The following is a 19,819-nucleotide window of genomic DNA, read 5'->3' as shown; positions in this document are numbered from 1 at the left end:
TCGACGTAGCATGTAGCTATAGCCCATACCGTTTCCGTAGGGGCGGGCAACGCGCAAGCCGAGTCGCCACCACCGTCGTAAGAAGGTAGGCCAATGAGCACTACAACCAATGAAAACAGCGCCGCAGCCACCGGCACCGCCAGCGAAGAACTGCCCACGCACGAGGTCAAGCTGACCGACGTCGCCGCGGGCAAGGTCCGCAGCCTGCTGGAGCAGGAAGGCCGCACCGACCTTCGCCTGCGCGTTGCTGTCCAGCCGGGCGGTTGCTCCGGGCTGATCTACCAGCTCTACTTCGATGAGCGGCTGCTCGACGGAGATGCCGTACGTGACTACGACGGCGTCGAGGTCGTTGTCGACAAGATGAGCGTCCCGTACCTCAGCGGCGCCAGCATCGACTTCGAAGACACCATCTCGAAGCAGGGCTTCACCATTGACAACCCCAACGCCGGCGGCTCCTGCGCCTGCGGAGATTCTTTCCACTAACCTGGCTCTTTTGCCCCATGACAGCTTGCTTTCGGCACCGGTGAAAACCGGTGCCGACGCACGGTGCCGACATGTGAGCGAAAACCCCCGGGGAGCGGTAAGCTCTACATCGAGTAGTAAAACTTTTAGTGTGCCCGGGGAGCCATCTACGGCCCGGGCAACAGCAACAAGTAGGAAGGGCCGTCTGTGAGTTCGCAGAACCGAACCGGCAGCCGACGCAAACAGATCACTACGATCACTGGCTTGGCACTAGCCGGCGCGTTGGCTTTGACTGGATGTTCACCAGAGGTACAGAGAGGCTGGTTGCCCACCGAGCGTGGCACCACCAATCACACTGACCGCATCATGGACCTCTGGGTCAACTCATGGATAGCCGCATTGGTCGTCGGCATCATCACCTGGGGACTCATGGTCTGGTGCATCGTGGCCTACCGCCGCCGCAAGGGCACCGTCGGGTTCCCGCGGCAGACCAGCTTCAACCTTCCCCTCGAGGTCTTCTACCTGACCATCCCGCTGTTCATGGTCCTGGTGTTCTTCTACTTCACCGACCGGGACCAGCAGGCCATCGACAACCGCTCCGAGCCGGCCGACGTCGTTGTGGACGTCCGCGGCAAGCAGTGGGCCTGGGACTTCAACTACAAGCAGGGCGACGTCATCACCGAAGACGTCCACGAAGCAGGCGTCCAGGCGCACCTCACCGGTGCTGAAGTGGACAAGGAAAAGCTGCCCACCCTGTACCTCCCCGTCAACAAGTCTGTTGACCTCGAGCTGAACTCCCGCGACGTTATCCACTCTTTCTGGGTCCCCGCCTTCCTGCAGAAGCGCGACATGATCCCGGGCAAGACGAACTACATCAGGTTTACCCCCACCAAAGAGGGCACCTACGACGGCAAATGTGCCGAACTCTGCGGCGAATACCACTCCGAAATGCTGTTCCGCGTGAAGGTTGTCTCCGAAACGGAGTTCCAGGCGCACATGGACCAGCTGCGACAGGACGGCAACACCGGCCTGCTCGGCGAAGAGTACGACCGCAACCCGAACCTGAACGAAATTAAGTAAGGGGAGCGACGTGGCTACGTACACTCAATCCGCCGGGATCCTCGAAAGTCCCGTTGTTCCGAAGTCCAAGGGACGCATCGTCGTCAACTGGATCACTTCGACCGACCACAAGACCATCGGGTACATGTACCTGATCTCGTCCTTCGTGTTCTTCTGCTTCGGCGGCGTCATGGCGCTGCTGATCCGCGCCGAGCTTTTCGAGCCCGGAATGCAGATCCTGCAGACCAAAGAGCAGTACAACCAGCTGTTCACCATGCACGGAACCGTCATGCTGCTGATGTTTGCGACCCCGCTGTTCGCAGGCTTCGCCAACGTCATCATGCCCCTGCAGATCGGTGCACCCGACGTCGCCTTCCCGCGACTGAACGCACTGGCCTTCTGGTTCTTCCTCTTCGGCTCCACGATCGCCGTCTCCGGCTTCATCACCCCGCAGGGTGCCGCTTCGTTCGGCTGGTTCGCGTACGCGCCGCTGTCCAACACCACGTTCAGCCCCGGCGTCGGCGGTGACCTCTGGGTGTTCGGCCTCGCGCTCTCCGGCTTCGGCACCATCCTCGGTGCGGTCAACTTCATCACCACCATCATCTGCATGCGCGCTCCGGGCATGACCATGTGGCGCATGCCGATCTTCACCTGGAACACGCTGGTTACGGCAATCCTGGTCCTGATGGCTTTCCCGCCTCTCGCAGCTGCCCTGTTCGCCCTCGGCGCCGACCGCCGCTTCGGAGCACACATCTTCGATCCCGAGAACGGCGGTGCAGTCCTCTGGCAGCACCTGTTCTGGTTCTTCGGCCACCCCGAGGTGTACATCATCGCGCTGCCGTTCTTCGGCATCGTCTCCGAGATCTTCCCCGTCTTCAGCCGCAAGCCGATCTTCGGCTACAAGGGCCTCGTGTACGCAACCATTGCCATCGCGGCTCTGTCCGTGACCGTGTGGGCGCACCACATGTACGTCACCGGCTCGGTCCTCCTGCCGTTCTTCTCCTTTATGACGATGCTGATCGCCGTACCTACCGGCGTGAAGTTCTTCAACTGGATCGGCACCATGTGGCGGGGTTCCATCACTTTCGAAACGCCCATGCTCTGGAGCATCGGCTTCCTGGCAACCTTCCTGTTCGGTGGTTTGACGGGCATCATCCTCGCGTCACCGCCTCTTGACTTCCACGTATCGGATTCCTACTTCGTGGTGGCCCACTTCCACTACGTGGTGTTTGGCACCGTGGTGTTCGCGATGTTCGCCGGCTTCTACTTCTGGTGGCCGAAGTGGACCGGCAAGATGCTCAACGAGCGCCTGGGCAAGATCCACTTCTGGCTCCTGTTCCTCGGTTTCCACGGAACCTTCCTGATCCAGCACTGGCTGGGTGTCGAAGGCATGCCCCGCCGTTACGCGGACTACATGCCGCAGGACAACTTCACTTGGATGAACCAGTTCTCCACGATCTCCTCGTTCGTGCTGGGTGCTTCGCTGATCCCGTTCTTCTGGAATGTGTACATCACCTGGCGCAGCAACGAAAAGGTTGAGGTGGACGATCCCTGGGGCTTCGGTGCTTCGCTCGAGTGGGCAACCTCCTGCCCGCCGCCGCGCCACAACTTCACGTCGCTGCCCCGCATCCGTTCGGAGCGTCCGGCACTGGACCTCCACCACCCGGAGCTCGCACAGTCGCACACCGTTGAATCACCGGCACCGGCAGCGTCCGTGCTGGGCAACGCAGATCAGAAGGACACCGCCAAGTGAAGATCGAATCATGGATTTTTGGAGCCGGAGTCTTCTTCTTCGTACCGGTCTCCCTGGTTTACGGATTCCTGACCAACTGGTCTGAGTGGGTCGGCATCCTCGGTATCCTTCTCGTTGGCGGCCTCGCCGGCATGATCGGTGCATACCTTGGCTTCACCGGCAAGCGCGTGGGCATGCGTCCTGAGGACCGCAACGACGCCGAGATCCACGAAGGTTCAGGCGAGCAGGGCCACTTCAGCCCCTGGAGCTGGTGGCCGCTGGTCCTGGGCCTGTCCTGCGCAGGCGGATTCCTCGGCCTGGCCGTAGGATTCTGGGTCACGTTCATCGCCGGCGGCCTGGCCGTCATCGCCCTCGTCGGCTGGGTCTACGAATACAGCCGCGGCGATCACGCACACTAGCGCCTAAGCACTGTTCACAACGACGGCGGGCCCCACCATTCGGTGGGGCCCGCCGTCGTTGTTTGCGCTGAACCACGGTAGGACGCGTTTCCTACCGTGCGCGCTGGGAGGGGCGGGGCCGGCTTGAGGCCGTTCGTAAGCCCTCAGGCGGCCGCGCCTGCTTCCAGCAGAAGCGTCAGGCCTTCCAGTGCCGCCTCGGCGGATTCAACGCTGTAGCGGGCAGGAAGCGCCTCGGGATCAACTGAGAGTTCCACTTCACAGCCACAATGGAAATCGGCTGTCATGACTTCGAGCAGGGACCGTGCATCGACGGGCACGATTCCCTTTTTTCCGATTCTGACCGGCAGGCCGGATTCCGTAACAGCCCGGACGAAGACAGCGGCCGGCCGCGCGTGCAGGCCTATGGGTGATTGAACGATTGCCTTGCGCACTGGCAACAGGACTCCTTTGTTCCGACGGGTTTCGGCCGTCACGACTGCATTCCTGAACAAGCGTAGTGCCGCTACATCCGGCGGCTGAAACCGCCGTCGGGGTGGTCTAGACCTGCCCTCTTGTTGCTCTACCCTTAAAACATGAATGTAGATCTGGATCGCGGCCATGGCGGCCTCTGACGCGAGCAGGATGGTAGGGGAGATCGACCGCGACAGCGGGACGCCCATCTACGTCCAGCTGCGGGAACTTCTGCGCGCACACATCACCGCCTCCTGTCCGCCTGGCGCGTCGTTGCCCTCGGAGCGTGACCTCGCCGAGAGATTCGGCCTGGCCCGCATGACGGTCCGCCAGGCCATCGATGCACTGGTAGGCGAGGAGGTCATTGAACGGGTGGTGGGTCTGGGCACCTTCGTCCGGAAACCAAAGCTTGACCTGCAGGTCAAACTGACTTCTTACAGCGAGGAAATGCAGCGCCGTGGCATGGTCCCTGCCGCCAAGGTGCTCAGCTTCGAACAGATCGGCGCGAGTGCGTTCCTGGCCCGGGAGCTTCAGTTGGACGAGGGAACGCCCCTGGTGCGCTTCAGGCGCCTCCTGCTGGCCGACAACGAGCCCATGAGTGTTGACGAGAACTTTATTCCCGCCCATCGCGTGCCAGGCCTGCTCGACGGCGAACCACCCACCTCGCTGTACAACGTCCTGAGTGAACGCTTTGGCCTGGTCATGGAGTGGGGGGAGGACATGATTGAGGCTACGGCGGCCTCACCGTCAACAGCCAGGCTGCTCAACGTAGAGGTCGGATCGCCGCTGCTGAAGATCCAGAGGCACGCCTTCGTTGCCCGCTCCATGGTGGACTACTCGGTGTCCTACTACCGGGCAGACCGCTACAAGCTCTGGGTGCCCCTGCAGCGTCCCGGCGTCCGTCCTACGCGCAACTACGCCTCCGGCTACCGGAATCCATAGGGGACACAGAAGAGGCCCGGTCCATGCGGACCGGGCCTCTTCTGTAATGCTGTCAAACCATCAGCTAGTGGCTGAGGGTCTTCTGTCCCTCGGCAGTTTCCACCGCTTCGTGCTGGCCGTGGTGCCCGTGGGCAGCCTCGAGCTCAGCCGGCGAAGCAGGTGCAACCCTGTCCTCGAAGAACCAGCGCGAGAGCGCCGCGCGGCGCTTTTCCTTGCGGGTTACGACGCCGTGTTCGTTCGGAACCGCAGGCAACGGCACCGGTGACTCGAAGCCCACCAGCTTGTAGCGCTTGTAGTCATCCAGCGGTGCGTGGACCTCAATGAACTCACCGTGCGGCAACCTGACGATTCGGCCGGTTTCGCGGCCGTGCAGGGCGATTTCGCGGTCCTTGCGCTGAAGCGCCAGGGCGACGCGCTTGGTCACGACGAACGCGATGACCGGGCCGATGAAGAATAGTGCGCGCAGCCAGTAGGTGACATCGTTCAGAGCAACGTGGAAGTGCGTTGCAATGAGGTCCGAGCTAGCGGCGGCCCACATCACGCAGTAGAACGTGAAGCCGGCCATGCCGATCGCGGTCCGGGTGGGAGCGTTGCGCGGGCGGTCCAGAACGTGGTGCTCGCGGTCGTCCTTGGTGATCCAGCGTTCGATCCACGGGTACATGAACAGCACCGTGAAGACGAGGCCGGCAGGTACCAGGGCCGGCAGCAGCACGTTCAGGGTCAGGACCTGGCCGAAGATGACGTACTCGAAGTGGAAGTCGCCGATGACACCAGGCATGAGGCGCAGGGCGCCGTCAACCCAGCCGATGTACCAGTCAGGCTGCGTGCCTGCGGAAACCGGGGAGGGGTCGTAAGGGCCGTAGTTCCAGATCGGGTTGATGGTGAAGAACGCCGCCATGAGGGCGACAACACCGAACACGATGAAGAAGAAGCCGCCGGCCTTGGCCGCGTAAACCGGACCAAGGGGGTAGCCGACGACGTTGCCGTCGTTGCGGCCCGGGCCGGGGTACTGCGTGTGCTTGTGAACAACCACCATGAAAAGGTGAATCACGATCATCAGCAGGATCAGTGCCGGTACCAGGAGGATGTGCAGCATGTAGAGCCGGCTGATGATGACCGTACCGGGGAACTCGCCGCCGAAGAGGAAGAACGAGATGTAGGTACCAATGACAGGGATCGACTTGATGACGCCGTCGATGATCCGCAGGCCGTTGCCGGAGAGCAGGTCGTCGGGGAGCGAGTAGCCGGTGAAGCCTGCCGCCATCGAGAGGATGAGCAGGACGCCGCCCACCACCCAGTTCAGTTCGCGGGGCTTACGGAACGCGCCGGTGAAGAACACGCGCAGCATGTGCACGGAGACGGAAGCCACGAACAGCAGTGCGGCCCAGTGGTGCACCTGGCGCATGAACAGGCCGCCGCGGACATCAAACGAGATATCCAGCGATGAGCTGTAGGCGACGGACATTTCGACGTTCTTCAGCGGCGTATACGAGCCGTCGTAGTGCGTCTCCGCCATGGACGGATCAAAGAAGAACGTCAGGAAGGTGCCGGAGAGCAGAAGGATGACGAAGGAGTACAGGGCCACTTCGCCGAACATGAACGACCAGTGGTCCGGAAAGACCTTACGGCCAAATTCGCGGAGGATGCCCGAACCGCCGACGCGCTGGTCAACAAAGTCGGTAATGCGGCCGCCCTTGGTTTTGGCGACGAAGGCGGGGGCATTAGCTGTTGATGTTGCGCTCATGCTCATCACGCTCCCAGTAACTCGGTCCTACGGGTTCTTTGAAGTCGCTCGTAGCGACCAGGTACCCCTCGGCGTCAACTGCGATGGGCAGCTGGGGGAGAGGCCGGCTGGCCGGGCCAAAGATAACCTTGCATTCCTGGGTCAGGTCAAAGGTCGACTGGTGGCACGGGCACAGCAGGTGGTGGGTCTGCTGCTCGTACAGGGCAACAGGGCAACCAACGTGGGTGCAGATCTTCGAGTAGGCAACGATGCCGTTGTAGCTCCAGTCCTCGCGGCCCGCAGAGGGCTTGAGGGACTCGGGGTTCAGGCGCATGAGCAGGACGACGGCCTTGGCCTTCTCGTTCAGCTTGCCTTCATGCAGTTCGTTCAGGCCTTCCGGAATCACGTGGAAGGCCGAGCCGATGGTGACGTCCGAGGCCTTGATGGGCGTACCGTCGGGGTCCCGGGTGAGGCGCTTGAGCTTGCCTTCCTGCGGGGCCCACATGGTGTGTGCAAGCTTGTCGTCCGGGCGGGGACCGAGGTCACCGAAGACGGCCAGTGCAGGCAGCGGAGCCAACGCTACGGCGCCGAGGAGGGTGTTGCGGATCAGCGGCCGGCGCTTGATCCCGGTTTCCTCGACGATGTCGTCAACGATTCGGACGGCCGCCTGGCGGTCTTCTTCGGTGCGGATGGCGTGGCGCTCTTCCGAAACCTCGTGGTCCGGCATGAGGGCCTTGGCCCAGTGGACAATGCCGGTGCCGATGCCGAGCATGGCAAAGGCGGTGCCGATGCCCAGCAGGGCATTCTGCAGCCGGATGGTGGCGATCGTGGAGTCGGGTCCAAGATCGATGGCGAAGTACGCCACCAGGAAGATCACGGTGCCCACGACCGAGCTGCCGAAGAGGACGGCAACCTGCCGTTCTGCACGCTTTGCGGCCTTCGGGTCCGTGTCAGCCAGGCGCAAACGATGCGGGGGAATTCCAGGATCCTGGAACTTCTCCACCTCATTCTGACCAGCCGTAGCTACGGTGCCCGAGTGGTTCGGACTGCCGTCACTATGGTTGCCCATAATTCGCCTCATCCTTCTCTCGTCCCGGCCAGTGCCGGGTTAGTTTTCAATTCCATACTGCTGACTCGTCAGCAGGAGTTCTTACAGTTGCGGACGTCGCTAGGACGTCCGGGACGTCAGCCAGATGGTGAAGGCGATGATGACGCCCAGGCCGGCGATCCAGACAAACAGACCTTCAGAAACCGGCCCCAGGGCGCCGAGATCGGCTCCGCCGGGTGAACCGTTGGCTTCGATCTGCTTCAGGAAGGTGATGATGTCGCGCTTGCCTTCAGGTGAGACGTTGGCGTCGTTGAAGACCGGCATGTTCTGCGGTCCGGTAACCATGGCCTCATAGATGTGCTTTTCGGACACATCAGCAAGGGCCGGTGCGAACTTGCCGCGGGTGAGCGCGCCGCCGGCGGCCGCTGCGTTGTGGCACATGGCGCAGTTGACCCGGAAGAGCTCGCCACCCTCGGCGGCGTTGCCTTGTGCGTCCAGGAGGCCCTCTTCGGGGATGGACGGGCCGGGGCCGAGCGAAGCGACGTAAGCGGACAGCTGGTGGGTCTGTTCGTCGTTGAACTGTGCGGGCTTCTTGTAAGCCTGCGGGCCGTTCATCTGCATGGGCATGCGCCCGGTGCCTACCTGGAAGTCAACAGCGGCAGCACCGACGCCTACAAGTGAGGGTCCGTCCTTGGTTCCGCTCGCACCCATGCCGTGGCAGGTTGCGCAGTTGGCGGCGAAAAGCTTCCCGCCCTCTTCAGTGTCGTTCGCACTGAAGCTGGTGGTGGAAGCCTTGGCCTCGTTGACGGTGGTGGCAACGGCGTACAGCCCACCAGTGAGGAGGAGGCCCATCAGCAGCAGCGCAATGGCTGCCAGTGGGTGACGTCGCTTCTGCGAGAGTGCCTTCACGTGGTGGTTCCTTTATTCGATCGTGCGTCGGCTCCGGGAGCCGCTTCTTGAAATTCTGCCTCTTGTAGAAAAAGAGTCAAGTCGGGGCTACCTGAGGACGTAGATGACCAGGAAGAGGCCGATCCACACGACGTCGACGAAGTGCCAGTAGTACGAGGTGACAATCGCGGACGTTGCTTCGAAGTGACCAAACTTCTTGGCGGCAAACGAACGGCCGATGATGAAGAGGAAGGCGATGAGGCCGCCAATGACGTGCAGGCCGTGGAAGCCGGTGGTCATGTAGAAGGCCGAGCCGTACGCATTCGACGAGAGCGACACATGCTCCGAGACGAGCATGGCGTATTCAGTCGCCTGACCGGCAACGAAGAAGGCGCCCATGATGAACGTGAGGGTGAACCATTCGTTCATCCCCCAACGCGTGAAGGCAAGGGGGCCGCCGGCGCGGCGCGGCTGGAGCCGCTCAGCGGCGAAGACGCCCATCTGGCAAGTGAATGAACTTGCCACGAGGACGATCGTGTTTACGAGCGCAAAGGGGAAGTTGAGCTTGGCTGTCTCTTCGGCCCACATCTGTCCGGACGTCGAACGGAGTGTGAAGTACATGGCAAAGAGACCGGCGAAGAACATCAACTCACTGGACAACCAGACAACGGTTCCTACGGAAACCATATTCGGGCGGTTCAGCGTCGGGTGCGCCGGGGTACTGGGGGCATGGGTCGCAGATGTCACATAGACATTATGTCTGTAAAAGTTCCTCCTGCCCAACGCAAACCGCCATTTCCGCGGACTTTTTCTACAAAGACGCGAATTCGCGCGGAAAAGTTCCCGGGCCGGTTCACATTGGTCATCAGGGCGGGTGCCTCGATAGCATCAGGAGGTGACTTCACAGGCATCTGCACAGGCGGCGGGCAACACCTGGCCGCGGCTCATTTCGGCACTGATCAACGGCGCGGACCTGACGGCCGACAATACGGAATGGGCGATGGACACCATCATGTCCGGGGAAGCCACCCCTTCGCAGATCGCCGGGTTCCTGGTGGCGCTGCGGTCAAAGGGTGAGACGGTGGATGAGATAGCCGGGCTTGTCGAGGCCATGCTGGCGCACGCGAATCCGGTCGACATCGGCGGCGAGAAGCTGGACATTGTGGGCACCGGCGGTGACCAGCTGAACACCGTCAACATTTCCACCATGGCCGCACTCGTCTGTGCGGGAGCGGGCGCAAAGGTGGTTAAGCACGGCAACCGGGCGTCGTCGTCGTCGTCAGGATCAGCGGACGTCCTCGAAGCGCTCGGCGTCCGGCTGGACCTGCCCATCGAGCGCGTTGCGCGCAACGCCGACGAGGCGGGGATCACGTTCTGCTTCGCCCAGGTGTTCCACCCCTCTTTCCGGCACACGGCCGTGCCGCGCCGGGAGCTTGCCATTCCCACGGCGTTCAACTTCCTCGGCCCGCTGACCAATCCTGCTCGGGTTCAGGCTTCCGCGGTTGGTGTCGCCAACGCAAGGATGGCCCCCTTGGTTGCCGGGGTCCTGGCCAAGCGCGGAAGCCGCGGGCTGGTTTTCAGGGGAAGTGACGGACTGGACGAACTGACAACCACCGGGCCGTCCACTGTATGGGAGATCCGGAACGGCGAAGTGACGGAGCAGACGTTTGATCCCCGGGTACTGGGCATCCGTGCCGCGACAGTGGAGGAGCTCCGCGGCGGCGACGCGAAAGCCAATGCCGCCGTCGTCCGTGATGTCCTGAGCGGCGCGGCGGGCCCGGCCCGTGACGCCGTCCTGCTGAATGCCGCCGCTGGCCTGGTGGCGTTCGACGTCGATGCCGAGGGCGCGCTCACCGACCGGATGGCGGCCGCGTTGAAGCGGGCGGAAGAGTCCATTGATTCCGGTGCCGCGGCGGCCGTGCTGGAAAAGTGGGTCGCCCTTACCCGGGGTTAGCCGTAATGGCCGGGCTTACTGCTCGAAGCCCAGTGCGAAAGCCGCATCGAGGTCGTGCTGGGAGTAGGCGCGGAACGCGATGTGGGTCGTGGTGTGGACCACCGCCGGCACCTTGGACAGCTTGTCCGCAATGACGTCCGCCAGGTCATCGTGCTTCGCCACCCGGGCCACGGCGATCAGGTCCCATTCCCCGGTCACGGAATAGACTTCGCTGATGCCCGGAATCGCCGAAATTTCCTCTGCCGTCTCCGGAATTCGGGATGCGTCTGTCTTGATCAGGACGAATGCGGTGATCACTCTTGACCTTTCGGATGGGTGCGTCCCTGCGGGGAACGGCGGGCGATGCTGTGTGCTGCCAGCCTAGTACATCGGGGGTGAATCAGCGGAGCTGCCGGCGTCCTTTGAGCCGGCCGGCAGCGGCCACAATCACCCGGTAGCCCACAAGGAAAACGCCCAGGCTCAGCGTGGCAACGATGACGAATGGCAGGACCACCGTCTGTCCGGTCACCGCCCGCAGAACCATGCCCAGGGCCACAGCGCCGAGCCACACAGCGATGCCTTCCGGCCAGACGCGCAACGGCCCCCGCCATACCCTCAATACAAGCCACGCAATCGCACCCCCGGCCAGAAAGGGCCAGGCCGTCGAGAGGACCCCGGTGATCACGTCCCCGCGCTGGTGCGCGTCCCGGCCGATGGCTGCAAACGCGAGGATCAGGACAGTATCGGCGAGGGCGGCAAGTACTGCCTCGTTCCTGGTGGCGGCGCGGACGGGTGTCGGGTTAGGGCGGGAAGGCATACCTCCACACTAGTTGCGGTTTCGTGCCGGGACGAGCCGATGTGAGCCGGCGTCTCAGGGTCGATGGCTCTAGACTATGACCGGGAACACCGCCAACAACCTTGCCGGGGCGTTCCGTCGCGCCCCTACTGCACCCAACTCATCCCGCAACGACAAACCGGACGGCAGCATGAGACTTGTCCAGATCGCGCAGCACGCCAGCGACCTCCCGCGGGCAGGGGAGTTCTACGCCGCCCTGCTCGGCGTCGAAGTCCGTGCAGTATTCAATCCGCCGGGCCTCCTTTTCTTTGACCTGGACGGCGTGCGGTTGCTGCTCGAGGCCGGGGCGCCGTCGGCCTTGCTTTATCTGGCTGTGCCTGACGTCAGGGAATCAGTGTCCGGGCTCCGGGGCAGGGGAGTGGAGATCATTGAGGAGCCCACAGTGATCTTCAGCCATGCAGATGACCGTCTGGGGCCGCCCGGAACCGACGAATGGATGGCCTTCATCCGCGACAGCGAAGGGAACACCGTTGGCCTGGTCAGCCAGCTGCCGCGTTAACGGCCGGCCTGCCGGACCATTGTGCCGCGAATCACCCGCCGCTAGGCTCGCACACGCAACTGAAGGACCGCCGTCGGGAGTCCTTTCCGGCGAAGCCAGTGAGATGAGGGGACCACGTGACTGAAAAGATCACCACCTGCCTGTGGTTTAACAGCCAGGCAGAGCAAGCCGCGGACTTCTACGTCTCGGTCTTTGACGACTCGAAAATCCTGAATGTGGCCCGTTATGGCGACGTTGGACCCGGCCCCGCAGGCCAGGCGATGACCGTGGAATTTGAAATTGAAGGCCGGAAGTTCCTGGGGCTTAACGGTGGGCCCGCGTTCACTTTTACTGAAGCTGTTTCCTTTGTCATCAACTGCTCCTCACAGGAAGAAGTGGACCGGTACTGGACAGCACTCACGGCCGGCGGTTCGGAGGGCCAGTGCGGCTGGCTCAAGGACAAGTTCGGCCTTTCGTGGCAAGTGGTTCCTTCCGTCATGGGGCAGTTGCTGGGCGGGCCGGATCCTGCGGGCGCCCAGCGTGCCATGCAGGCAATGCTGGGAATGCGCAAACTGGTGATCAGCGAGCTGCAGGCCGCCTATGACGGGGCCTGAAAAAATTGACGGGGCCTGATAGGAACGGACTCCCAGGTCGGGCGCGGGGGAGTGGACCACATGCCATGTGGCCCTACCCGGCTCCGGCCGGCGGGAAGATAATCGGGAATACCTACCCCGCACGCGATTGGAGGCCTTCGCGATGTCTGTTTACACGCTCGGAATCTGGCTGGTGAAACCAGGCAGGGAAAATGATTTCGTCCAGGCATGGCGCGATCTCGCCCGCAAGACCGAAGAGGATTTTCCCGGTGCGAAGGCCGTCCTGATGCACGATCGCGATGTTCCCAACAGGTTCATCAGTACCGGCCCCTGGGAGTCGCTTGAACAGGTCGACGTATGGCGGGCCTCGTCCGCCTTTACCCAGGGCTATGAGGCCATGCGCGAAATGCTGGAGCACTTCGAACCGCACACCCTTGATGAAGCGGCGACTATCGGCTGATGCCGGCCGGAGCCAACACGCTCACAGCGGGCCCAGCAGGGCCGTTTTCCTGACAAGTCCCGGGTGAACGGCATTGACAACCACGCCCGTGCCGCGGAAGCGCTACCTCTGAGCGCCTCCGCAAGCCAAACCGGAAACAATCCAGCCTCCGGAAGTGGTGTGGCTGACACCGACGATCCAATCACCACTGAGGACGGTCTGTTCGTCGGAGGGATGCCATCCGCCGTGCGGGGCGCCGGAAGGCGTTAATCGGGATTTGGACTTGGACCATGCCACGGCGGCTGACTCAGGCGTGGCGTCGCCCGGGACGCTTGTATCGACATCTGCGACAAACGGGCTGTGGCACGGCGTGGTGCTCTGGTCCGGCTCTGTCACGACCTGCGTTGGTCCAGTCGCACAGGAGGATAACGCGAGCAGAAAGATAGCCGCTGCTCCAGCTGTCTGCGCTTTTCCTGGCATGACCGCAGCATAGCGGCGTCGGCTTCGTTTGTTTGTGCCGTCTTTCCTTGGGCAGCGGATGGGGCGGATCCGAGGTCGATCGGAGGGTGGGGGCCTTTCGCCGAAAAACTTCTACTTTACATAATGTAGATTATCGGCGTTATTGGGAAGCAACTCAGAAGGCGGAAGGACCCGCCTTTCTGAACCCTTAGTCACCGCCTCCGATCAACCGCCGACATAGGCTGCAAGGTGTTCTCCGGTGAGCGTCGAGCGTCCGGCGACGAGCTGGGCCGGCGTGCCCTCAAAGACGATCAGTCCGCCGTCATGCCCGGCGCCCGGGCCAAGGTCGATAATCCAGTCGGCGTGAGCCATGACGGCCTGGTGATGTTCGATCACGATTACCGATTTGCCGGAATCCACCAACCTGTCCAACAGGCCCAGCAGGTTCTGGACGTCGGCGAGATGCAGGCCGGTGGTCGGTTCGTCCAGGACGTACACGTCGCCCTTCTCCGCCATCTGGGTAGCCAGCTTGACGCGCTGCCGCTCGCCGCCGGACAGCGTGGTGAGCGGCTGGCCGAGCGTCAGGTACCCGAGTCCGACGTCGACGAGCCGGTCGAGGATCTTGTGGGCAGCCGGCGTCCTTGCCTCGCCTGCGCCGAAGAACTCCTCGGCTTCGGTCATCGACATTGCCAGCACTTCAGCGATGTTGCGCCCGCCCAGTTCGTATTCCAGGACTGACGCCTGGAACCTCCGGCCCTCGCAGTCCTCGCAGACGGACTCAACAGTGGCCATGACACCCAGTTCCGTGAAGATGACGCCGGCGCCGTTGCAGGTGGGGCAGGCGCCCTCGGAGTTGGAGCTGAACAGGGCAGGCTTCACACCGTTGGCCTTCGCGAACGCTTTGCGGATGGGTTCAAGAAGGCCCGTGTACGTCGCCGGGTTACTGCGGCGCGAGCCCTTGATGGCGCCCTGGTCGATCACCACAACGCCGTCGCGGCCGGCCACCGAGCCCTGGATCAGCGAGCTCTTGCCTGACCCCGCGACTCCTGTCACGACGCAGAGCACGCCGAGCGGAACGTCGACGCTCACATCCCGGAGGTTGTGCGTCGAGGCACCACGCACGTCCAGGGTGCCGGACGGCGTGCGCACGGAGCTTTTTACGGATGCCCGGTCGTCGAGGTGGCGGCCGGTGATGGTGTCACTCCCCCGCAGCCCCTCCACATTTCCCTCGAAGCAGACGTGGCCGCCCTCGGTTCCTGCGCCGGGACCGAGATCAACAACGTGGTCAGCGATGTCGATGGTTTCCGGTTTGTGCTCGACGACGAGCACGGTGTTGCCTTTGTCACGCAACTGCAGCAGCAGCTGGTTCATCCGTTCGATGTCATGCGGGTGGAGACCGATCGTCGGCTCGTCAAAGACGTAGGTAACGTCCGTAAGGGACGAGCCGAGGTGCCGGATCATCTTGGTCCGCTGCGCCTCTCCCCCGGACAGCGTGCCCGCGGGCCGGTCCAGGGAGAGGTAACCCAGCCCGATTTCGGCGAAGGAGTCGAGCAGGTGCTGCAGCCCTTTGAGGAGCGGGGCCACAGACGGCTCCTTGAGGTCACGGACCCAGCCGGCCAGGTCGCTGATCTGCATCGCGCACAGGTCGGCGATGTTCCTGCCCTGGATCTTCGAGGACCTTGCCTCCGGGCTGAGCCGCGTACCGTCGCACTCATGGCAGGCCTGAAAGGTGATGGCACGCTCCACGAAGGCCCGGATGTGCGGCTGCATCGCATCGACGTCCTTGGAAAGCATCGACTTCTGGATTTTCGGGATCAGGCCCTCGTAGGTGAGGTTGATGCCTTCGACCTTGATCTTGGTCGGCTCCTTGTAGAGGAGGTCGTCCAGCTCCTTCTTGGTGAACTTCGCGATCGGCTTGTCCATGTCGAAGCCGGCACCGCTGAAGATACGGCCGTACCACCCGTCCATGCTGTAGCCGGGGACCGTCAGGGCACCCCCGCCGAGCGACTTGCTGTCATCGTAGAGCGCCGTGAGGTCGAAATCGGAGACCGAGCCCATGCCCTCGCAGCGCGGACACATGCCGCCCAGGTAGACCGCGTTCTGCACCACGCTCTTCTCGACCCTGCCGCCTTTCTCGGTGCTCATCACCCCGCTTGCCTTCCGCGTCGGGACGTTGAAGGAGAATGCCGTGGGCGGCCCGATATGCGGTGTCCCCAGCCGGCTGAACAGGATGCGCAGCATCGCGTTGGCGTCCGTGGCGGTGCCCACGGTGGAGCGGGGGTTGGCACCCATCCGTTCCTGGTCCACGATAATAGCGGTGGTCAGGCCTTCCAGCAGGTCGACGTCCGGCCGCGCCAGTGTCGGCATGAAGCCCTGCACGAACGCGCTGTACGTCTCGTTGATCATCCGCTGCGACTCCGCGGCAATCGTGGCGAACACCAGGGAGCTTTTGCCCGAACCCGAGACGCCCGTAAATACCGTCAGCCGGCGCTTCGGGATCTCCAGGCTGACATCTTTGAGGTTGTTCTCCCGCGCGCCCTGCACACGGATCAGGTCGTGGCTGTCGGCCACGTGCGGGGCCGGCGACTGGGGGTCGGTCTGGGTGGCCATGCTCATCGTGTCTCCCTCGGTTATGCGGGGCAGCCGCCGCGGCTTCCGTCGGCGTCGCCCGATCCAATCTAACCAGCTCCGGCCGATCAGCCGGGGAACCCTACCGTTTGGTAGCCACCATTGTCTTAAGCCCGAAGCTCACTGAGAATGAACCATGACGGTCTACATGAGGTCCCTGGAAACTGCTGTCCCGCCCACCGTACTCATTCAGTCTGAAGCCCGCGATGTGTTTGCCGCCCAGCCAGGGCTGACCAGGCTGGGGTCGCGGCTGGTCAACACCTGCTTTGATTCCGCAGCCATCGATACCCGGTACACGGCTGTTACCGAGCTCACCAAAGACAGCCGTGCGGATGATCCGCAGTTCTTCGACCCGGATACCGGCCTGGTCCTGAGTCCTAGCACGAAAGTCCGGAACGATATTTTCGGCCGCGAAGCCACGAAGCTTTTCGTAGAGTCCGCCAGGGCGGCGCTGGATGCCTGTGCCGGCATCGATGCGGCTGACGTGACCCATCTCGTGACAGTCTCGTGCACCGGATTCTTCAACCCCGGGCCGGACTACAAAATCGTCCGTGCCCTGGGTTTGAGTCCGGCCGTGCAGCGCTACCACCTCGGTTTCATGGGCTGTTACGCGGCGTTTCCGGCGTTGCGCGCCGCCAAATCGTTCTGCGAGGCAGACCCGGACGCCGTTGTCCTGATTGTCTGCGCGGAGCTTTGTTCCCTTCACGTCCGCACCTCCAACGACCCCGACACCATCATGGGCTCGGCCCTGTTCGCCGATGGCGCCGCAGCAGCAGTCATCTCGGCCAGGGACATTCCGGACGGAACGCCCCTGTTGCAGCTGGACCACTTCGAAACGGTACTCACTCCCGTCGGTGAGGAATCCATGGCGTGGAACATCGGCGACGAGGGTTTCGAGATGGTGCTGGGCAACTACGTCCCGCACATCATTGACGACCACATCATCGGCGCGCTTGAGCCGCTGCTTATGCGGGACGAATCCTTGCGGGGACTCCCCTACCGTGACATCACCCACTGGGCTATCCACCCCGGCGGGCGGAGCATCCTGGACAAGGTGCAGTCCCGGCTTGAGCTCACGGATGAGCAGCTTGTGCCGGCACGGGAAACCCTACGCAACTTTGGCAACATGAGCAGTGCCACAGTGCTTTTTGTCCTCAAACACATCGCCGGACTCCCGCCGCAGGAAGGCGATGAACGCATTTGTTCGATGGCCTTCGGACCGGGCCTCACGGTGGAAACGGCGATGTTCACCAAGGTGCGCGCACTGCAGCCGGAAGCGTCGCCCGCGGCTGTCCGGAAATCCGCCGGGACGGAGGATGCCGGAGCACGGACCGAGCCGTCACTCATCTGATGGCCACGCACGTGACGGCCGCCGTCGGAATGCTGCGCGAGCGGGACGCGCACTCAGTGGAGGAAATGGATCGCCCTGGCTGTGATCCTGCCCGCCTGGACCGCACCTACGCACAATTTTCCGTGGTCAACAGGGCCGTGGCCGGATGGCGCGGAATCTACCGGACGCACCTCCGGCCGCTCCTTTCAGCGGACAGGGTCACAACGCTGCTGGACATCGGCTGCGGGGGCGGGGATGTGGCGGTGCTGCTGGCGGAGTGGGCGGCCAGGGACGGGCGGCGGCTGGAAGTCACCGCCATTGATCCGGACCGTCGTGCCCTTGAGTTCGCGCTGCGCCGCAGGCGCGTCGACGGAGTGACGTTCCGGCAGGCATCCACTGCTGAACTGGCCACCGAAGGAAAACGCTACGACGTCGTCATCTCCAACCACGTGCTGCACCACCTGGACGCGGCGGAACTGCCCCGGTTCCTCGCCGAGTCGGCGCTGCTGTCCGGCGGCAGCGTCTTCCATAACGACATCCGCCGGAGCCCCGCCGCCTATGCGCTGTTCTACGCGGGATCATGGCCGTTCCGCGGTTCCTTCATCAGGCCGGACGGGCTGACGTCCATCCGCCGCAGTTACACAACCGCGGAACTCCGGGCCGCCGCTCCCCCGGGCTGGGCCGTTGCGCCCCGCGTACCCTTCCGCAACCTCCTCACCCTCAGCCGGAACGTTCGTGGTGATTGACGTCGTCGTGGTGGGCGGCGGGCCGGTGGGGCTGTATCTGGCGGCCCTTCTGCTGCAGCAGGGCGTGTCGGTCCGCGTCCTGGAGCGCCGCACGGAACCCGACACCCACTCCCGTGCCATCGGCATCCATCCGCCGTCGCTGGAAGCGCTCGACCGGATCGGGGTGGCGTCAGGCCTGGTAAACGAGGGCGTGCGCATCCGCCGCGGGGTTGCCATCGGCGGCGGCGTGGAAGTGGCCGGCATGTCCTTCGACTCCGTGTCCGGCCGATTCCCCTTCGTGCTGTCGGTCCCGCAGGTTCTCACGGAAGCCGCCCTGGAACGGCGCGTCGTGGCACTGGACGGCGAGGCGATAATCCGCGGAGCCACAGTGACGGGAATTCACGACGACGGCTCCGCGGTTGCGGTGGACGTCGTCACCGCCTGCGGGAAATCCCGAATTCATGCCTCCCTGGCGGTGGCCGCGGACGGGGTCCGCTCCACCATCCGTCAATTGCTGGCCATCCCCGCCCCGCTGAGGACGTATCAGGACAGATACCTGATGGGAGACTTCGCTGACGGGACCGCGTTCGGCCCCGACGCGGCACTTTTCCTGGAGTTTCCCGGGATCGTGGAGTCCTTCCCGCTGCCGGGAGCCATGCGCCGGTGGGTGGCCAGGCTCCCGGGAACCATGCCGGACGCGCCCAGCGCCGGTTCCTTGGCACGGATCGTGCGGGAACGGACCGGGATCGCCGTCGACGCCGGCACGAATTCGATGGTGAGCAGTTTCGGCGTACGGTCACGGCTGGTGAAGCGCATGGTCCACGGCCGGACGTCGCTGATCGGTGATGCCGCCCATGAAATCAGCCCCATCGGCGGCCAGGGTATGAACCTGGGCTGGCTGGATGCCGCTGAACTGGCGCCGCTCATCCTCAACCGGTTGACGCACACTGACTGCGGGGCTGACCTCAGGTCCTTTGAACGTCACCGGCTGCGGGCGGCAGCGAAGGCCGTCCGGCAATCCGAAATCAACATGGCCCTTGGCCGGCCGGTGCCACGCCCGCTGTGGCATGTCAGGAACCGGCTGATCGGATCCGCCGCCAGTGTTGCGGCCATCAATTCACGCGTTGCCGCCCGGTTCACCATGCATTAGAACTCCCCGCGGCCGGCTGTCCTTGATCTGTGTCATCTGCATCATCTTCGTCACCGGTGAAGTAGCAGTCGTAACTGTCCTGGCTGGTGATCCGGCCGTCACGGACTTCGAAGACGGAGGTGGTGCGGGCCCGGATGGTGTCACCGGCATCCCAATAGCGGAGGTTCATCAAGAGCGTTGCCGACCAGTCCACTTCCAGCACAACGCGGTTTCCTTCGCACGTGGTCCGGCGGACATCGAAACGCTGGTTGGATACCACCTGCCGGCTTTGCTCGGCACCTGCCAGCACCTGTTCGCGGCTCCGCCTGGATCCTTCCGGGGCAAGCACGTGCGGCGCTTCGACCAGGGTGAAGTCCTCGGCAAGGAAGGCGTCCACTTCAGCGGCGCCGCCGCCGGCTTCAATGGCTCGTACAAACCCAAGGACACAGGTGAGCGGCGTCTGTTCAGTCATGGAACGAGGGTAGCCCATGCCCGGCGCCCATTTTCAGCCGCCCACTGCCCGTCG

Annotated in this window: 21 protein-coding genes; 12 read left to right on the top strand and 9 right to left on the bottom strand. The window is 63.4% G+C overall.

Going from position 1 to position 19,819, the window contains the following annotated elements; all coding sequences use genetic code 11:
* Window positions 1–93: 93 nt before the first annotated feature.
* The 4 genes from ACSQ12_RS11575 to ACSQ12_RS11560 all read left to right on the top strand — a co-directional run bounded on the left by ACSQ12_RS11575 (window position 94) and on the right by ACSQ12_RS11560 (window position 3,672).
* Entirely contained in the window at window positions 94–483 is a 390-nt protein-coding gene (locus ACSQ12_RS11575) for a HesB/IscA family protein (protein ID WP_011692062.1), read from the top strand.
* Window positions 484–669: 186 nt separating this feature from the next.
* Window positions 670–1,542, top strand: coding sequence for an aa3-type cytochrome oxidase subunit II (ctaC, locus tag ACSQ12_RS11570; protein WP_209744562.1), 873 nt, complete (start codon window positions 670–672; stop codon window positions 1,540–1,542).
* A gap of 10 nt (window positions 1,543–1,552) precedes the next feature.
* On the top strand, window positions 1,553–3,274 hold the full coding sequence (gene ctaD / locus ACSQ12_RS11565) for an aa3-type cytochrome oxidase subunit I (protein ID WP_209744565.1): 1,722 nt from the start codon (window positions 1,553–1,555) through the stop codon (window positions 3,272–3,274).
* Entirely contained in the window at window positions 3,271–3,672 is a 402-nt protein-coding gene (locus ACSQ12_RS11560) for a cytochrome c oxidase subunit 4 (RefSeq protein WP_011692059.1), read from the top strand. Before ctaD ends, ACSQ12_RS11560 begins: the two co-directional genes overlap by 4 nt.
* Window positions 3,673–3,815: 143 nt before the next feature.
* On the opposite strand, the gene ACSQ12_RS11555 is transcribed toward ACSQ12_RS11560, so the two are convergent.
* On the bottom strand, window positions 3,816–4,271 hold the full coding sequence (locus ACSQ12_RS11555) for an HPr family phosphocarrier protein (RefSeq protein WP_436065492.1): 456 nt from the start codon (window positions 4,269–4,271) through the stop codon (window positions 3,816–3,818).
* Here ACSQ12_RS11555 and ACSQ12_RS11550 point away from each other — a divergent pair.
* Window positions 4,270–5,064, top strand: a complete 795-nt coding sequence (locus tag ACSQ12_RS11550; RefSeq protein ID WP_436065491.1) for a GntR family transcriptional regulator — start codon at window positions 4,270–4,272, stop codon at window positions 5,062–5,064. The two genes, ACSQ12_RS11555 and ACSQ12_RS11550, sit on opposite strands and share 2 nt — an antisense overlap.
* Window positions 5,065–5,128: 64 nt before the next feature.
* Here the strand turns inward: ACSQ12_RS11550 and qcrB are convergent, their stop codons facing one another.
* From qcrB to ctaE, 4 genes are all read right to left on the bottom strand, one after another.
* On the bottom strand, window positions 5,129–6,808 hold the full coding sequence (gene qcrB / locus ACSQ12_RS11545; protein ID WP_209744571.1) for a cytochrome bc1 complex cytochrome b subunit: 1,680 nt from the start codon (window positions 6,806–6,808) through the stop codon (window positions 5,129–5,131).
* Complete coding sequence (gene qcrA, locus ACSQ12_RS11540; RefSeq protein WP_011692055.1) at window positions 6,786–7,856, bottom strand: cytochrome bc1 complex Rieske iron-sulfur subunit; 1,071 nt, start codon at window positions 7,854–7,856, stop codon at window positions 6,786–6,788. Before qcrA ends, qcrB begins: the two co-directional genes overlap by 23 nt.
* A gap of 99 nt (window positions 7,857–7,955) precedes the next feature.
* Window positions 7,956–8,744 (bottom strand): cytochrome bc1 complex diheme cytochrome c subunit, encoded by a 789-nt coding sequence (gene qcrC, locus ACSQ12_RS11535; RefSeq protein ID WP_043481688.1) that lies wholly within the window; start codon window positions 8,742–8,744, stop codon window positions 7,956–7,958.
* Window positions 8,745–8,831: 87 nt separating this feature from the next.
* Window positions 8,832–9,506, bottom strand: coding sequence for an aa3-type cytochrome oxidase subunit III (gene ctaE, locus ACSQ12_RS11530; protein WP_231510979.1), 675 nt, complete (start codon window positions 9,504–9,506; stop codon window positions 8,832–8,834).
* A gap of 112 nt (window positions 9,507–9,618) precedes the next feature.
* Between ctaE and trpD the strand changes: the two genes are divergently transcribed.
* Entirely contained in the window at window positions 9,619–10,677 is a 1,059-nt protein-coding gene (trpD, locus tag ACSQ12_RS11525; protein WP_436065490.1) for an anthranilate phosphoribosyltransferase, read from the top strand.
* A 15-nt stretch (window positions 10,678–10,692) separates the two neighbouring features.
* Here trpD and ACSQ12_RS11520 read toward each other — a convergent pair whose 3' ends face one another.
* Both ACSQ12_RS11520 and ACSQ12_RS11515 read right to left on the bottom strand, forming a co-directional pair.
* A complete protein-coding gene (locus ACSQ12_RS11520; RefSeq protein ID WP_011692051.1) occupies window positions 10,693–10,974 on the bottom strand; it encodes an Lrp/AsnC family transcriptional regulator in 282 nt (93 codons plus the stop codon).
* Window positions 10,975–11,056: 82 nt separating this feature from the next.
* Window positions 11,057–11,473 (bottom strand): DUF3054 domain-containing protein, encoded by a 417-nt coding sequence (locus ACSQ12_RS11515; protein ID WP_436065489.1) that lies wholly within the window; start codon window positions 11,471–11,473, stop codon window positions 11,057–11,059.
* Between the two features lie 169 nt (window positions 11,474–11,642).
* Here ACSQ12_RS11515 and ACSQ12_RS11510 point away from each other — a divergent pair, with 169 nt between their 5' ends.
* From ACSQ12_RS11510 to ACSQ12_RS11500, 3 genes are all read left to right on the top strand, one after another.
* Window positions 11,643–12,011 carry a VOC family protein gene (locus ACSQ12_RS11510; RefSeq protein ID WP_436066991.1) on the top strand — a complete coding sequence of 123 codons (369 nt, stop codon included), beginning with the start codon at window positions 11,643–11,645 and terminating at the stop codon, window positions 12,009–12,011.
* A gap of 116 nt (window positions 12,012–12,127) precedes the next feature.
* Window positions 12,128–12,604, top strand: a complete 477-nt coding sequence (locus ACSQ12_RS11505) for a VOC family protein (protein ID WP_436065488.1) — start codon at window positions 12,128–12,130, stop codon at window positions 12,602–12,604.
* Between the two features lie 142 nt (window positions 12,605–12,746).
* A complete protein-coding gene (locus ACSQ12_RS11500; protein ID WP_209744583.1) occupies window positions 12,747–13,043 on the top strand; it encodes an antibiotic biosynthesis monooxygenase family protein in 297 nt (98 codons plus the stop codon).
* A 663-nt stretch (window positions 13,044–13,706) separates the two neighbouring features.
* On the opposite strand, the gene ACSQ12_RS11495 is transcribed toward ACSQ12_RS11500, so the two are convergent.
* Entirely contained in the window at window positions 13,707–16,097 is a 2,391-nt protein-coding gene (locus ACSQ12_RS11495; RefSeq protein WP_436065487.1) for an ATP-binding cassette domain-containing protein, read from the bottom strand.
* A gap of 148 nt (window positions 16,098–16,245) precedes the next feature.
* On the opposite strand from ACSQ12_RS11495, the gene ACSQ12_RS11490 reads away from it, so the two are divergent.
* The 3 genes from ACSQ12_RS11490 to ACSQ12_RS11480 are packed head-to-tail and all read left to right on the top strand — an operon-like array spanning window position 16,246 to window position 19,314.
* Window positions 16,246–17,460 (top strand): type III polyketide synthase, encoded by a 1,215-nt coding sequence (locus ACSQ12_RS11490; RefSeq protein WP_436065486.1) that lies wholly within the window; start codon window positions 16,246–16,248, stop codon window positions 17,458–17,460.
* Window positions 17,460–18,185: a class I SAM-dependent methyltransferase gene (locus ACSQ12_RS11485; protein WP_436065485.1), complete on the top strand. Its 726-nt coding sequence runs from the start codon at window positions 17,460–17,462 to the stop codon at window positions 18,183–18,185. The genes ACSQ12_RS11490 and ACSQ12_RS11485 overlap by 1 nt, the downstream gene beginning before the upstream one ends.
* Window positions 18,178–19,314, top strand: coding sequence for an FAD-dependent oxidoreductase (locus tag ACSQ12_RS11480; RefSeq protein ID WP_436066990.1), 1,137 nt, complete (start codon window positions 18,178–18,180; stop codon window positions 19,312–19,314). Before ACSQ12_RS11485 ends, ACSQ12_RS11480 begins: the two co-directional genes overlap by 8 nt.
* On the opposite strand, the gene ACSQ12_RS11475 is transcribed toward ACSQ12_RS11480, so the two are convergent.
* The gene (locus ACSQ12_RS11475; RefSeq protein WP_436065484.1) at window positions 19,301–19,765 is read right to left on the bottom strand and encodes a nuclear transport factor 2 family protein; all 465 of its coding nucleotides are present in this window, start codon (window positions 19,763–19,765) and stop codon (window positions 19,301–19,303) included. The two genes, ACSQ12_RS11480 and ACSQ12_RS11475, sit on opposite strands and share 14 nt — an antisense overlap.
* Between the last annotated feature and the right edge of the window lie 54 nt (window positions 19,766–19,819).

It is taken from the genome of Arthrobacter sp. LjRoot14 (assembly GCF_964253905.1).
Classification (GTDB): Bacteria; Actinomycetota; Actinomycetes; order Actinomycetales; family Micrococcaceae; genus Arthrobacter.
The sequence above is the reverse complement of the archived record's forward strand: the minus strand, read 5'-3'. Positions and strand labels throughout refer to the sequence as shown.